The organism is Dietzia sp. DQ12-76 (genome assembly GCF_014145045.1).
In the GTDB taxonomy this organism is placed as follows: Bacteria; Actinomycetota; Actinomycetes; order Mycobacteriales; family Mycobacteriaceae; genus Dietzia.
The window spans coordinates 1-13,769 of sequence record NZ_JAALDV010000164.1 but is presented as its reverse complement, the minus strand read 5'-3'; the positions used below and the strand labels follow the sequence as shown (position 1 = coordinate 13,769).

At 67.9% G+C, this 13,769-nt stretch carries 13 protein-coding genes and 1 pseudogene; 11 read left to right on the top strand and 3 right to left on the bottom strand.

All coding sequences use genetic code 11. From position 1 onward, the window contains the following. Both G6019_RS06865 and bluB read left to right on the top strand, forming a co-directional pair. A pseudogene (locus G6019_RS06865) lies at positions 1–362 on the top strand (SAM-dependent methyltransferase); the annotation flags it as partial. Then, the gene (gene bluB / locus G6019_RS06860) at positions 359–973 is read left to right on the top strand and encodes a 5,6-dimethylbenzimidazole synthase (RefSeq protein WP_309230178.1); all 615 of its coding nucleotides are present in this window, start codon (positions 359–361) and stop codon (positions 971–973) included. The pseudogene G6019_RS06865 and the gene bluB, both read left to right, overlap by 4 nt. Positions 974–995: 22 nt before the next feature. Here the strand turns inward: bluB and G6019_RS06855 are convergent, their stop codons facing one another. Beyond that, entirely contained in the window at positions 996–1,691 is a 696-nt protein-coding gene (locus G6019_RS06855; RefSeq protein ID WP_182611923.1) for a helix-turn-helix transcriptional regulator, read from the bottom strand. Between the two features lie 292 nt (positions 1,692–1,983). Here G6019_RS06855 and G6019_RS06850 point away from each other — a divergent pair, with 292 nt between their 5' ends. From G6019_RS06850 to G6019_RS06810, 9 genes are read left to right on the top strand one after another with little or no spacing between them, the layout of a single operon-like run. Next, the gene (locus G6019_RS06850) at positions 1,984–2,958 is read left to right on the top strand and encodes a sugar ABC transporter substrate-binding protein (RefSeq protein WP_182611922.1); all 975 of its coding nucleotides are present in this window, start codon (positions 1,984–1,986) and stop codon (positions 2,956–2,958) included. Further along, on the top strand, positions 2,955–4,574 hold the full coding sequence (locus G6019_RS17705; RefSeq protein WP_182611921.1) for a sugar ABC transporter ATP-binding protein: 1,620 nt from the start codon (positions 2,955–2,957) through the stop codon (positions 4,572–4,574). Before G6019_RS06850 ends, G6019_RS17705 begins: the two co-directional genes overlap by 4 nt. Beyond that, complete coding sequence (locus tag G6019_RS06840) at positions 4,571–5,590, top strand: ABC transporter permease (RefSeq protein WP_182611920.1); 1,020 nt, start codon at positions 4,571–4,573, stop codon at positions 5,588–5,590. The genes G6019_RS17705 and G6019_RS06840 overlap by 4 nt, the downstream gene beginning before the upstream one ends. 34 nt (positions 5,591–5,624) lie before the next feature. Next, positions 5,625–6,551: an aminoglycoside phosphotransferase family protein gene (locus G6019_RS06835; RefSeq protein ID WP_182611919.1), complete on the top strand. Its 927-nt coding sequence runs from the start codon at positions 5,625–5,627 to the stop codon at positions 6,549–6,551. Next, positions 6,548–7,492, top strand: a complete 945-nt coding sequence (locus G6019_RS06830) for a choline kinase family protein (protein ID WP_182611918.1) — start codon at positions 6,548–6,550, stop codon at positions 7,490–7,492. Before G6019_RS06835 ends, G6019_RS06830 begins: the two co-directional genes overlap by 4 nt. Beyond that, a complete protein-coding gene (locus G6019_RS06825) occupies positions 7,492–8,808 on the top strand; it encodes a M20 family metallo-hydrolase (RefSeq protein WP_182611917.1) in 1,317 nt (438 codons plus the stop codon). Before G6019_RS06830 ends, G6019_RS06825 begins: the two co-directional genes overlap by 1 nt. A 46-nt stretch (positions 8,809–8,854) precedes the next feature. Continuing rightward, on the top strand, positions 8,855–10,363 hold the full coding sequence (locus G6019_RS06820; protein ID WP_182611916.1) for an amidase family protein: 1,509 nt from the start codon (positions 8,855–8,857) through the stop codon (positions 10,361–10,363). Beyond that, positions 10,360–11,064: an HAD family hydrolase gene (locus G6019_RS06815; RefSeq protein ID WP_182611915.1), complete on the top strand. Its 705-nt coding sequence runs from the start codon at positions 10,360–10,362 to the stop codon at positions 11,062–11,064. Before G6019_RS06820 ends, G6019_RS06815 begins: the two co-directional genes overlap by 4 nt. Before the next feature lie 53 nt (positions 11,065–11,117). Continuing rightward, positions 11,118–12,470, top strand: a complete 1,353-nt coding sequence (locus G6019_RS06810; protein ID WP_182611914.1) for an aspartate aminotransferase family protein — start codon at positions 11,118–11,120, stop codon at positions 12,468–12,470. A 50-nt stretch (positions 12,471–12,520) separates the two neighbouring features. Here G6019_RS06810 and G6019_RS06805 read toward each other — a convergent pair whose 3' ends face one another. Together G6019_RS06805 and G6019_RS06800 are read right to left on the bottom strand one after the other, a co-directional pair. After that, on the bottom strand, positions 12,521–13,426 hold the full coding sequence (locus G6019_RS06805; protein ID WP_182611913.1) for an alpha/beta hydrolase: 906 nt from the start codon (positions 13,424–13,426) through the stop codon (positions 12,521–12,523). 64 nt (positions 13,427–13,490) lie between these two features. Further along, positions 13,491–13,769, bottom strand: a 279-nt coding sequence (locus G6019_RS06800) for a Type 1 glutamine amidotransferase-like domain-containing protein (protein ID WP_182627270.1), incomplete at its 5' end; no start/stop codon positions are given.

Sequence of the window (13,769 nt, the reverse complement as noted above, 5' to 3'; positions counted from 1 at the left end):
TCGGCGCGGACTTCGCGGTGATGAGCCTGTCCGACCGGCTCAAGCCCTGGGAGGTCATCTCGCGGCGTCTCGACGCGATCGCCGCGGCGGACCTGGTCCTGGCGGTGTACAACCCCGCCTCGCGCTCGCGCACCCGGCAGGTCGCCGACGCCCGCGACGTCCTCCTCCGGCATCGCGACCCGGCCACCCCGGTGATCGTGGGACGCGACGTGGGCCGGGAGGGCGAATCGCTGGCGATCACCACTCTCGCCGAGCTCGACTGCGGCTCGGTGGACATGAAGTGCCTGCTCATCGTGGGCGCCTCCGGGACACGCGTCACCGAGTCGGGGCGCGTGTGGAGTCCGCGGTTCGTGCGGCCGTGAGTGGGACTCCCGACCGTGATGCGCTGTGGCGGATCCTCGCCACCCGTCGCGATCACCGGCATTTCGATCCCACCCCGGTCCCCCGCGAGACCATCGAGCGCCTCCTCGAGGTCTTCGCCGTGGCCCCGAGCGTCGGGCTGAGTCAGCCCTGGCACGTCACAGTGGTCCGCGACCGTGCCGTGCGCGAGGCCGTCCACGAGGGATTCCGCACCGTGCGCCGCGCCGAGTCCGAGCGCTTCGACGGTCCGCGACGGGAACTCTACGACTCGCTGCGTCTCGAGGGCATCCTCCAGGCTCCGGTCGGCCTGGTCGTCAGCCACCGGCCGCCCGCCGGGCCGGTCCTGGGCACCACGAGCGTCCCGGCGGCCACCGAGTACAGCGTGGTGGCCGCGATCACGCTGCTGTGGCTGGCCGTGACGGCCGAGGGCCTGGGCATGGGCTGGGTGAGCCTGGTCGAGCCGGGCCATCTCTCTTCCAGCGTGCCCGTGCCCGACGGGGCCCGGCCCCTGGCGTACCTCTGTCTGGGACATCCCGCCCTCGAGCTGGACGAACCGTTGTTGCAGACCATGGGGTGGGGACGCAGGTCGCCGCTGTCGGTGGACTGGGTGTAGATCCCGGCCGCGATGGGGTTGCTCAGAATCCGTACCTGACCGCCCACGCGGCCGTGTGGGCCCGGCTCCTGGTGCCGGTCTTGCGCATCAGATGGTCGACGTGTGTCGCCACCGTCCGGCGGGAGATATACAGACGCTCCGCGATCTCAGGATTACTCAGACCGTCCCGGATCAGGGCGAGTATCTCACGTTCCCGCTCGGTGAGCCCCGACGTCATCCGTACGTGGACCGCCCAGGCCGTGTGCGCCAACCGGTCCACGGTCTCCCGGAACATCTCCTGGGTGCGACTATCGAAACTCGGTTTGGCGATATTTGTGTGAATGAATCCGAAAATCGATCCGTTTTTCGCGGTGAGCGGACGCGTTATGCCGTTTCTATATCCGGCTGGCTTCAGTGTTTCATTGACATATTCCGTGTCAATGAATTCAGAGCGCTCCCAGGGATATATTCCGCCCGGATCAGTCACGTGCCGAGATATTCTTCGCCGGGTCGCTCCGAACCATTCTTTCTCGTACACACCGACAACACCCGGTTCGTATCCGATATTCGACACCAGGTGCGGCCTGCCGCCCGAGTCCGGCAGGATCGTCAGCGCGATGGCATCGACCTTGAGCACATACTGAGACAGCTGCAGAGCCCCGTCCACTCGGCGCACCGGGTGCTGGTCAGTGGCATCGGCGAAGGACTGCGCCATCGCCTCGATCGTCGTGTTCGTCATCCCCGCCACCCTGCGTCCACCACACTCGTGTCGATCCGCTCCGCGCGGCGCGTCACCCACCGGTCCGCGCGTGCATATGCCCAATTATGGGCGCGCGTGTTTCGGTCTCGTAAACCGTGCGAGTGATCCACGTAAAGTCTCCATTTTTCGCCTCACAAGATCCGTCAGGTGACGGATGGCCCGTCCGGGTTTTCGCTCAATATTCTGGTGAGGCGACTTCTACACGAGAAGGTCAAGACCGCACTCATCTATTCTGGGAGAATCAGTGTTCAGATCACGCGCATTCACACGAATGGCCCTCATCTCCACCGTGTCGATCGGGCTGTTGTCTCTCACTGCATGCGGTGGGAACAGCGGAAGCGGAACGGCGGTCTCGGAGGTCTGCGAGGAGGTCCGGACGATCGGGTTCAGCCACCCGATCGGTGAGGTCGACTTCGTCAACACCCTGAAGAACTACGCCGCTGAGTACGGCGCCACCTCCGAGTGTGTCGAGGTCCTCCTCGACAGCACTATCGAGTCCAACCTCGAGTCCCAACGGGAGACGGTGGAGAGCTGGGTCAACCAGCAGATCGACGCGATCGTCATCTGGCCGACCGACCCCGGCGCCTTCGCCGGGCTCCAACAGCAGGCCCAGGCCAACGGAACGGCATGGCTCACCTACTCGTCGCACATGGACGGCCAGGACGGCAGCGTCGGCTTCGACAACGAGTACTCCGGCAACATGGTCGCCGAGCACTTGGACGGCTGGCTGGACGAAAACTATCCGGACGGCACCGACGGCATCACCGCGGCGATCACTGAGATCCCGTCGCTTCCTCCTCTCGCCGGCCGGTGGCAGCCGGTGGCGGCGATGCTGGAACGACGTGGCATCGAGATCGTCTCCCTCCAGGACTGCGGGGACACCACCTGCGGTCGTCAGGTGGCGGACGACGCGATCGCGGAGAACGACGACCTGAGGATCTTCATCGGGACCAACGATGACGCCGCGATCGGCGCCCTCGGGGCATTCCTCGCCTCTGACATTCCTCCGGAGGAGACCTACATCGTCGGGAACGACGGTCTCCCGGAGGCCTTCGAAGCGATCGAGAACGGTACCCACTACAAGGCCAGCGCCGCCATCGACATCCGGCATCTCGCCCGGTCGATCGTCGACAACTCGCTCGCGGCGATCACCGGAGAGGGCGATCCGAACAACGAGTCGCCGTACCTCATGGTCACGCTCGAGGACCCCGACGTCCTCGCCGAGATGAAGGCGCAGTTCCAGTGAGCGGCCTCTCCCGGACCACCGCACGGCCCCCGGGTGCTGATCTCGGGGCGCGGGGGGACGACGAGTTCAGCGGTCCCGGACCGGTGGCCACCCCGGAGCCTAGGACGGGAGGCGGACTCGCCGTCCGGAACCTCACCAAGCGTTTCGGATCGACCACCGTCCTCAAGGGTGTCGACCTGGAATTCCGCACCGGAGAGGTCCACGCGTTCCTGGGCGCGAACGGCGCCGGGAAGTCGACGCTGCTGAGCTGCCTGAGCGGGGCGCACCGTCCGAGCAGCGGCGAGATCGTGGTCGACGGGACGTCCTACGACGGCTTCACCCCCACGTCCGCCTTCGACGCCGGCATCGCAGTGATCTACCAGCACTTCCAGCTGGCCGGGTCACTCACCGTCGCGGACAACGTCTTCCTGGGCGACGAGCTCACGACGAGCGGTGTCCTCAGCCGTCAGAAGCAGGAGCAGATCACCCGAGGACTGCTCGACGATCTGGGCGTGGACATCGACCCGCGGACCCCGGTGGAGAAGCTCTCCATCGGGCAACAGCAGATCGTGGAGATCACCCGCGCCCTGCGACGCGACCCGTCGGTTCTCATCCTGGACGAACCGACGGCGGCGCTCGGCCGTACCGAGGCCGCGGCGCTGTTGACGACCATCCGCCGACTCGCCTACGAGCGACGTATCGCCGTCGTGTTCGTGACCCACCTGCTGGGTGAGGTCATGACTGTCGCCGACCGGGTCTCGGTCCTTCGGGACGGCAGAGTGCTGTGGACCCGGGACCGTGGGGAGGTGACCATGGACGCTCTGGTCAGCGGAATCTCCCCCTCCGTCACCGGCGCGGACGAGCGTGCCGAGCGCGCCACCGGACCGACATTCGTCGAGTTCTCGGGGTTCCGGACCTCGTACTGCGGTCCGCTGGACCTCGAGATCGGCGAGGGTGAGATCGTCGGCCTGTACGCGATGATGGGGGGCGGCCGGACCAATCTCCTCGAGACCATCGCGGGCGCCCGGCGTGCCCGGGGTGGGGCGATCACCGTCGGCGGCGCCGACGCCACCGCCGCTTCTCCCCGACAGGCGGCCCGCAAGGGCATCGCCCTGGTGGCATCCGACCGACCGGCCCAGTCCCTGTTCGGAGACCTTTCGGGACTGGACAACCTGTTGATGCCCCACTTCCGCCGTTCTCGGTTCGGGATCCGATTCCCCCACCGTGAGAAGCCGGTCTTCGACCGGGTCGCGGAAAGGGTCCAGCTGATGCCGCCGGACGCGGAGGCGACCGGCGGCTCGTTCTCCGGAGGGAACGCGCAGAAGATCATGGTCGGCCGCTGGCTCAGCGGCCTCGGCGACTGTCGCTTCCTGCTCCTCGACGAACCGACGCAGGGCGTCGACATCGGGTCCCGCGAGCAGATCTATCGGCTGATCCGCGAGTTCGCGTCCCGGCCCGGCCGATCGGTGATGTTCACGACGTCCGATCCCGAGGAGGCCGTGGCGCTCGCGGATCGGATCGTGGTGCTCCACGAGGGGCGGATCAGTCAGGTGTTCGGCCCCGACGTCGGTGAGGACACTCTCCTGACCCACGCACAATCCGCGGCCGTCGAGTCATACGAAGGAGTCACAGCATGATGAGCGTCGCCACACTGCCGGCCCCGTCCCGCGGGGGCCCCGGGAACAACAGCCCGGACCCGAGCCCCACCGTCACCCGCGACGTCCTCCTCAAGGCGATCGGCGCGGTGATGCCGGTGGCCGTGGTCCTGCTGATGGTCTACTTCTCCGTCAACACGTCCGCGTTCCTCTCGGTCAACAACCTGCTCACCGTCATCACCCAGAACGCGCCGTTGATCATCATCAGCATGGCCTTCGCGATGCTGCTCATGTCCGGGTACGTCGATCTCTCCGTCGGCTCGACCATGGCGGTCTCCGGAGTGGCGGGCGCCCTGGCTTTCGGGCCGCTCGGGTTCCTCGGTGGTGCCGCCGTGGCGATCGGTGTCGGCGCGCTGGTCGGTGCGGTCAACGGCGGACTCGTCGGATACCTGGCGATCTCACCGATCGTCGTGACCCTGGGAATGCTGGCCGTGGGCCGCGGTGCCGCCATGACCCTGTCACCCGACCCCCTCTACGGGTTCAACGACACCGTCCGCGCCTTCGGCACCGGCAGCGCCCTGGGGATCTCCTACATCGCATGGGTCGCCATCGCGGTGGCGGCGATCTGCATCCTCGTCATGAGCTTCACCGCCCTGGGCAAGCACATCATGGCGATCGGGGTGAACACCCGCGCCGCGTACCTCTCCGGGATCAGGGTGAGGACGACGATCTTCTCGCTCTACGTCGCCGTCGGCGCAGCAGCGGGTGTCGCGGGCCTCGTCCTGGTCTCCCGTCTGGACTCTGCCCCTGCAGGAACGCTGGGGGCCGGATTCGAGGTGACCGTCCTGTCCGCGGTGCTCCTCGGCGGAATCCCCTTCACCGGTGGCCGCGGGAGCCTGTGGCGGGTGCTGTTGGGCGTCTGGTTCATCTCGGTGCTGCGCAATGGCCTCACGCTGATGAACGTCGGCTCGGAAATGGTCAACATCGTGTCCGGGATCGTGCTGATCATCGCCTCCGGCCTCGAAGCACTCCGCATGTACCTACGCCGCAAGCTCTGACCCCACCCATCCCTACCCAGGAAGGAAACCGGTCATGGCCACACTTCAGGCCGCACCTCCGGGACCACTCAAGTCCGACCCGACACTCGCCGATCCCCCGCCGACTATGGCCAGTCCGAACTGGTGGGGAGCGGACTCGATCCGCTTCCGGGCGACCGACGCCTCGGGCCGGTCAGTGTTCGTCAAGAGCCACACCACTCCCGCCCGGAGCTACATCGACATCCCGTCGGCGATCCGGGCCACCCGGGCCGCGGGCGAGGCCGGGCTGGGCCCGGTCCTCCTCGGTGTCGACCCGGACAGCGGGCAACTGGCACTGGAGGATCTCACCGACTCCCACAAGACCGCCACGCTCGCCGATTTCCGGGACCCGGGAAGTCGCGCCGATTACTTCAGGACGCGCAGTCTCTTCCGGGCTGTCGACGACCCCGGGCTCCGTCAGGCCACGGTCTTCGACGACGTCCGGGCTCTCCACGACCGGATCGCACCCATGGGTACCGTGCTCCCGGGCGACATCGGGTGGATGCACGAGCGGATCGTCGAGATCGGCGACCTCGTGTCGGCACTCGGGTTCGACGCCGTCCCCGTCCACGGCGACGCCAACTGTTCGAACGTCGCTCTCGGGTCGGGCGGTCAGCCCACGCTGCTCCTCGACTTCGACTGGGCTGCGCTCGCCGACCCGCTGCAGGACGTCGGTTCGGTCCTCCTCGAGTTCTCGTACTCCGAGTACGACGGCCGGGAGCTCTTCGAGGAGGCATGGGGAGCGTTCGACGACGGCCTCTACGCCCGGGCCCGTCTCTACAGCGTGGCCGAGGCCTACCGTTCGGCCCTCGTCGGCGTCCTGGCCGACAGTCTCGACCCCGGCACCCAGGAGTACTCGAAGTTCTCGGACTGGATGTTCCTGCGCGCCCGAGCCGCTCTGACAGCACGCACGACCGACGACCACATGAGGATGGCGCGATGAGCACGACGACCCTCGGTGCCGCCAGCACACCCGCCGAACACGACGCGGAGAGACACATCCGCCACGTGGCCGAGTGGGAGGGCCGGGACGTCTCCTACGAACCGGTCGTGGGTGGCCTGCAGAACAGCAACTGGCTGGTCCACGTCGGGGACGACGACGTCCGGTACTTCCTCAAGGTTCCCGGCGACGGCACCGACGCCTTCATCGACCGACACGCGGCGAACATCGCCGCGGAGCGGGCCGGGGCCATGGGCATCAGCCCCCGGGTGGCGCATTTCGACAGCGACACCGGGACCGAGATCTCCGAGTTCCTCGACGGCTACCGGGCCTGCACGAACGGTGACATGAAGAGGTGGGACACCACCCGGGACGTGCTGGGGCTCTACGACAAGTTCCACACCATTCCCGCACTTCCGTTGACCAAGACGATGTTCGACCTCGTGGACGAGCATCTCGAACAGGTCCGGAGCCTGGAGGTCCAGCTTCCCGACTTCGCCCGGACACTCGTCAGGGAGTACGCGCGCGCCAGGGCCGCCCTCGAGGCCTCCGGGTTGGACCTCGTGCCCTGCCACAACGATCCGATGCCCGGCAACTTCCTCGTCGCCGAGAGCGGGCCGATGAAGCTCGTCGACTTCGAGTTCGCCTCGAACAATGACCGCGCCTACGATCTCGCGCTCATCCTCGCCGAGTTCTTCTACGACGAGCCGACGTCACTGAGATGCATCGAGGAGGCCTACGGCCACACGGGGTGGAGCACGGTCGCCCGAGTGCAGGTGTGCCGGTTCATCGCGGACCTCAAGTGGGGACTCTGGGGGTGCGTCAATCACCAGCTCAACAGCACGTGGGACTTCGACTACCACAAGTACGGGGTGTTGAAGCTGTTCCGGGCGCGGGGCCAGATGAGCGATCCCCGGTGGTCCCAGTGGCTCGGGGCGCTGTGATGGCATCGAACGGACCGGTCACGGCGGGGGAGGCGCCCGCGGCGCGGGGCGCCCCGGTGGAGGAGGGTGTCCGGGCGACACGTTTCCTCGACCTCCGAGCGTTTCTCGCCGACTTCCACGCGAGCACCGCCTTCGGCGCGACCTCGGGCGGGGGACTCGACCGCCAGGCCGGGACACCCGATCACGGTCGCGTCCGCGACTGGTTCCAGGGGCTCGCCGAGAGGGCCGGGTTCACCGTCCGAACCGACCGCATCGGCAACATCTTCGCTCTGCTCGAGCTGGTGCCGGGAGCGCCATTCGTGCTGGTCGGATCGCACACCGACAGCCAACCCCGCGGGGGTCGGTTCGACGGTCCCTACGGGGTCGTCGCCGCGCTCCACGCCGCGGACGCGGTGAGGCGCGCGGTCGACCGGGGCCAGCTCCACCCCTCGTTCAACCTGGCCGTGGTGGACTGGTTCAACGAGGAGGGGTCGCGGTTCGGGCCGTCGATCATGGGGTCGTCGGTGTTCACCGGGGCGATCGACATCGACACGGCGCTGACGACGACCGACCCGGACGGGGTCAGTGTCGCCGACGCCCTCGAGGCCACCGGCCGCCTGGGCGAGGCCCTCGACCTCGACGTCGCGGCGTACGGCGAGATCCACATCGAGCAGGGCCGCCGGCTCGAGGAGTCCGGGATCGACGTCGGGGTGGTCCGTGGGAACTGGACGGCCCAGAAACTGCGTGCCCGGGTCGTCGGCGAGCAGTCCCACGCCGGCACACTCCTGGCCTATCGCAAGGACGCGTTGCTCCCGGCGGCGAAGATCGTCTGCCTGGTCAACGACCTCGCGAAGGACTACCCCGCCTCGGACTTCCTCTCGTCTGTGGCGCAGTTCGACGTGTCCCCCAACTCCCCGAGCGTCATCGCCAGTCAGGTGGACCTGATCCTCGACCTCCGCGGACGTCATCACTGCCACGTCGCGAGCGCACGAGCGGAGATCACCCGCCGACTCACCGAGCTCTCGGCCGAGCATGCGGCCGACATCGAGATCGACGAGTTCGTGGTCCGCCCACGCAATGAATTCTCGGCGGCCGGCGTGCGGTTGGCGCAGGAGGCGGCCGAGTCCGAGGGGCTCAGCGTGCTGCTCATGGACACCCTCATCGGCCACGACTCGGTCGCGATGAACCAGTGCTATCCCACGGTCATGCTGTTCCTCCCGTCAAAGGACGGCGCATCGCACTGCGAATGGGAGTTCACCAGCGACGACGACATGCTCAAGGGCCTGCGTGCGTTGACCGCGGTCCTCTCCCGGCTCGTCCAGCACGACCTCCGTTGAGCCCACCGAGCAGGTGGCGGACCCACCCGAAGACAGGATCTAGCCGATGTCGCACGAAGTGCTCACGCACGAGAAACCACTGACCGCACGATCATCCGCCGAACTACGACAGGGATTCATGGACGGCGCGATCACACCACTGGACCTCCTCGAGGACACCCTGGAACGGATCGCCGAGGTCAACGGCACTATCAACGGTATCGCCCACCTCAACCGGGAGGAGGCCGAGAAGCAGGCCGCTGCCTCTGGGGAACGCTGGCGGAGGGGCCGGCCGCTGAGTGTGATCGACGGTCTGCCCGTCTCGATCAAGGACAGCATCAACGCGGTCGGCACCCCGTGGCGGCATGGTTCCCGCGGTCATGTCGATGTACCGGTCGCGACCACCGACTCCCCGCCCGCAGCGCGGCTCAAGGAGGGGGGCGCGGTGATCTTCGCCAAGACGACGATGCCCGACTTCGGTATGTCCGCCTCTGGTGTGAGCTCGCTGTACGGGGTCGTCCGCAACCCGTGGAACCTCTCGACCAGCCCCGGGGGCTCCAGCGCAGGGGCCGGGGCCACGCTCGCCGCCGGCATCGGAGTGACCGGGGTCGGCACCGACATCGCGGGGTCGGTGCGGATCCCCGCCAGTCACTGCGGCCTGTTCGCACTGAAGCCGACCCAGGGACGGATCGCCCATCTCGCCCCCAGCACGGTGCGTTCTCCCGGTCCGATGGCCCGCTCGGCGCGCGAGGCCGCGGAGCTCTACACGGTGATCGCCAGGCCCGACCCCCGCGACAACTCAAGCCTTCCCGGGGCGCCCGTCGGGGTCCCTCCCGTCCTGAGCGGTGCCGAGGTCCGTGACCTCCGAGTCGGTCTGCTACTCGACCTCGGTTATGGGGAGACCCTCCATCCGGAGGTCGCGGCGGCCGTGTCGGACGCCGCCGGGAGCCTGCGAGACGCCGGAGCCGAGGTGATCGAGCTGCCGCCGGTGTTCGACGAGGACCCGTACGCGCCGCTCGACAGGGTCTTCCAGGTCCGCGCCCGCACCGAATGGGAGGGGATACCGGAGCACCTGAGGGACGCGGTGCTCCCCGCGATCGCCGACTGGTGTGCTGACGCCGGTTCCCTGGGCGCGACGCAATACGCCCGGGACCTGCACCACGTCCAGTCCAGCGCGTCCCGGGTGTACGACCGTCTCTCCGGTTTCGACATCGTCGTCTCACCCACGCTTCCCGGAGTGGGCTACCGGGCCGAGATGGTCGGTCTCGACGAACACCGCCCACTCGCCCACTGCTCGTGGACCTGTTGGGGCAACCAGACCGGACAACCCTGTGCCACCGTGGCGTTCGGGTCCGCGGACGGCCACCCGATCGGCGTTCAGCTCTGGGGTCGCCGGTTCGACGACGAGCGGGTGCTCGCCCTGGCTCAGTGGCTCGAGTCCCGCCGGCCGATGGAGATGACCTGGCCGACCTTCCCGTTTCCCGACAGACCTCTCGACACCGGCTACTACCGGGGACGTCGATCGGCCGGGGTCTCCGGAGCGACCGCCCCCCGCACTGGCGGGATCGCCTCATGAGCACGAGTCGCGCGGTACGCGCCGTCGTCTTTGACCTCGACGGGACGTTGGTCGACTCCGAGCCGTACTACCACGACGCGTGTCGGAACATAGCCCGGGAGGCCGGTCGACACTGGACCGAGGCCGAGGACACAGCGTCGGTGGGAATGTCCCTCACCGATCAGGCGGCGCTGCTGCAGCAGCTCGGTGTCGGGGTACCGGCGCACACGCTCACCGCCCGCATCGCAGCAGAGGTGACCGCACGACTCAAATCCGATGTGCCATGGCTCCCGGGGGCGCTGGAGTTCATCTCGTCGTTGCGGGCTGCGGACTACCGTGTCGGGCTCGCCACGATGGCCTTCCGCGAGACCGTGGAGAAGCTCCGTGCGGCGCCCGGGGCGCCGGTTTTCGACGCCACCGTGTGCGGCGACGAGGTGGACAACGGCAAACCGGCGCCCGACGTCTACTTGGAGGCCTGCCGACTGTTGAACGTCGATCCCTCCGACACCGTGGGCGTCGAGGACTCACGGCGTGGCCTGACGGCCGCTCGGGCTGCGGGACTCCGGACCATCGGGGTCCGCTGCCAGGAGGAGATCGCTCCGAGCCTTGCGGACGAGAGATGGAATTCCCTCGTCGGCAGGACGGCCGACGACGTCGGTCCACCGCGCAGTCCAGGCCCTCCACCAGCGAGAATCCGTCAGTTGGCGGATAGAGATCGCTGAGTGACCCCGCAACCATCACACACGACATCCCCACTTGAGATGAGGCATCTGCAATGGCAGCACGGTCGACGATCATGGACGCCAACTCGTTCCGTTCGGAACACGCCGATCGGCTCGATATGGCCACGCGCAAGCTGACGGATCGACGCGACGAGCTACTGGGGGGGTCCTATCGACTCTTCTACCGGACCCCGGTCCACCTGGTCCGGGGTGAAGGCCAGTACCTCTGGGATGCGAACGGCACCAAGTATCTGGACATGTACAACAACGTGGCCAGTATCGGACACGCCCACCCCGCGGTGGTGGAGGCCGTCCACACCCAGATGTCGCAACTCAACACGCACACCCGGTACATCCACGAGCGGATCCTCGACTACACCGACAGCTTCCGGAACACTCTCCCGGACTACATGGATCCGATGGCGTACAAGGCGATGTACGTATGCACGGGGTCCGAGGCCAACGACCTCGCCCTGAGGGTCGCCAAGTCGTTCTCCGGCGGCACCGGGTTGATCGCCACCACCGAGGCCTACCACGGCAATTCCGAGCTCTCCTCCGGCGTGTCCCCCGCCCTCGGCGCAGGCCAGCCGGTCGGCAGCGACGTGTGGCTGATCGAGGCCCCGGACTCCTACCGCACGGGGGAGGCCGATATCGGGTCGTGGTTCGCACGTCGTGTCCGCGAGACCATCGCCGACATGGAGGAGGCCGGGGTGACGTTCGCCGGGTTCATCGCGGACTCCATCTTCTCTTCCGACGGGGTCCTCCCGGGCGACTATCTGGCGGAGGCGATCGACGTGGTCCACGATGCCGGCGGGATCTTCATCGCCGACGAGGTCCAACCGGGGTTCGCGCGGACCGGGGACCACTTCTGGGGATTCGCCAATCACGGGGTCACACCGGACATCATCACCACGGGCAAGCCGATGGGCAACGGGATCCCGGTCGCGGGTGTCCTCGGCAGGTCCGACGTGCTCGAGGCGTTCAGCGGGTCGCTGCCGTACTTCAACACGTTCGGTGGGAACCCTGTCTCGATGGCCGCGGCGCAGGCGGTCCTCGACGTCATCGAGAAGGAGGGTCTCCAGGAGCACGCCAGGATCGTCGGCGCCGAGGCTCTCGCCGCATTCCGGCAGGTCGGCGAGAACCACCACCAGGTCGGTGACGTCCGGGGGGCCGGCCTGTTCATCGGTGTCGAACTGGTGACGGACCCCGCCACGCGGGAACCGGACCACGCACTGGCACTCGACATGCTCGAGGAGCTCAAGTACCGCGGGGTCCTGACCTCGGTCGCGGGCCCCTTCGGCAACGTGCTCAAGCTGCGGCCTCCGTTGCCCTTCACCAGCTCGGACATCCCGTGGGCCGCGGACGCCCTCGACGAGTCGCTCCGTGTCCTCACGGCGAGGAGGTGAACCCCTGAACCTCGACCGTTGTCGTCCTGGTGGACTGAGTCACGACCCCGTCACTCGTCGAACGCCTCCCTCAGCGCATCGCACTGCGCTCGGAAGAAGTCCTTGCTGACCCCGGCGCGGGTGACGACCAGGTCGAAACCGTGGAAGGCCCCCGGCACCGGGACGAATTCGCAGCGCACTCCGGCGCGCCCGAGGCGGTCTGCGTAGGCCTTGTCCTCGTCGAAGAACAGATCCACCGTGCCGACGCCGACCCATGCCGGCGCGACACCCACCAATTCGGTGTGGCGGGCCGGACTCGCCGTGGACGGGTCGGCGCCGCCCAGGTAGCTCGTCCAGCCGAACCGATTCGACCGAGCGTCCCACAGTCGGTGTCGTGGGTCCGGGGTGTCGGTGCGGTCGTCCAGCATCGGGTACACGAGCAGTTGCAGTACCGGGTCGACGGGGCCGTCATCTCTCGCCCGGATCGCCAGTGCGGCTGCGAGGCCACCGCCGGCGCTCGCGCCGCCGATGGCTGTCCGGCGGGTGTCGATGCCGGGTTGGGCGGCCAGCCAGACGAGCGCCGCGTGACAGTCGTCGAGCGCCGCCGGGAAGGGGAACTGCGGCGCCAACCGATAGTCGACCGAGACGACGGTCGCACCGGTTCTCCGAGCAAAGGCCCGGCAGAGTGCATCATCCTGCGCCGCAGAACCGACGAGGTATCCACCGCCGTGGATCCACACCAGGCCTGGCGAGGGCGTCGAGGACTCACCGGAGGGGCGGAAGACCCGCACGGTCGCACCCGACTCGAGTTCATGCGTCTCCGTTCCCCGCAGTCCGGGCAGCAGTGTCCCGAGCTTCTGTATCGCCGGCAGTGTCCGCGGTCCCACCAATCGCGGGGGCAGCACCATTGACGCGAGTCGGAGATCGGGGTGGTACTGGCGGCGATCGCGGATGCGGCCGAGAAACGGGATGCGCATGGTCGTCCTCCGGAACGGATGAATCCCCGTGGGGTGGTGGAACTCGAATCGGCTGGATGTCCGGTCAGGGCGAACTGACCAGCCGCGCCGACCCGTCCTCCACGAGCAGCGCCTGGTCGTCGTTGACCAGGGTCAGCGGGTAGCTGTCCCCATAGGTCTCCTCGATCTGCGCGATGAGCTCGGGCGGGTAGGGCGGGAGAGCGCCGTCCGCGTGGGGGATCACCACGGTGTCGACCAGTCCGAGTCCGCTGCGGTCGGCGAGGTCGGGGGCGGCGGAGGGGTCGTCCATGAGGCTGACCGGCTCGATGCCGGGTCCGGCGACGACCGATCCGGCGCTCGAGCC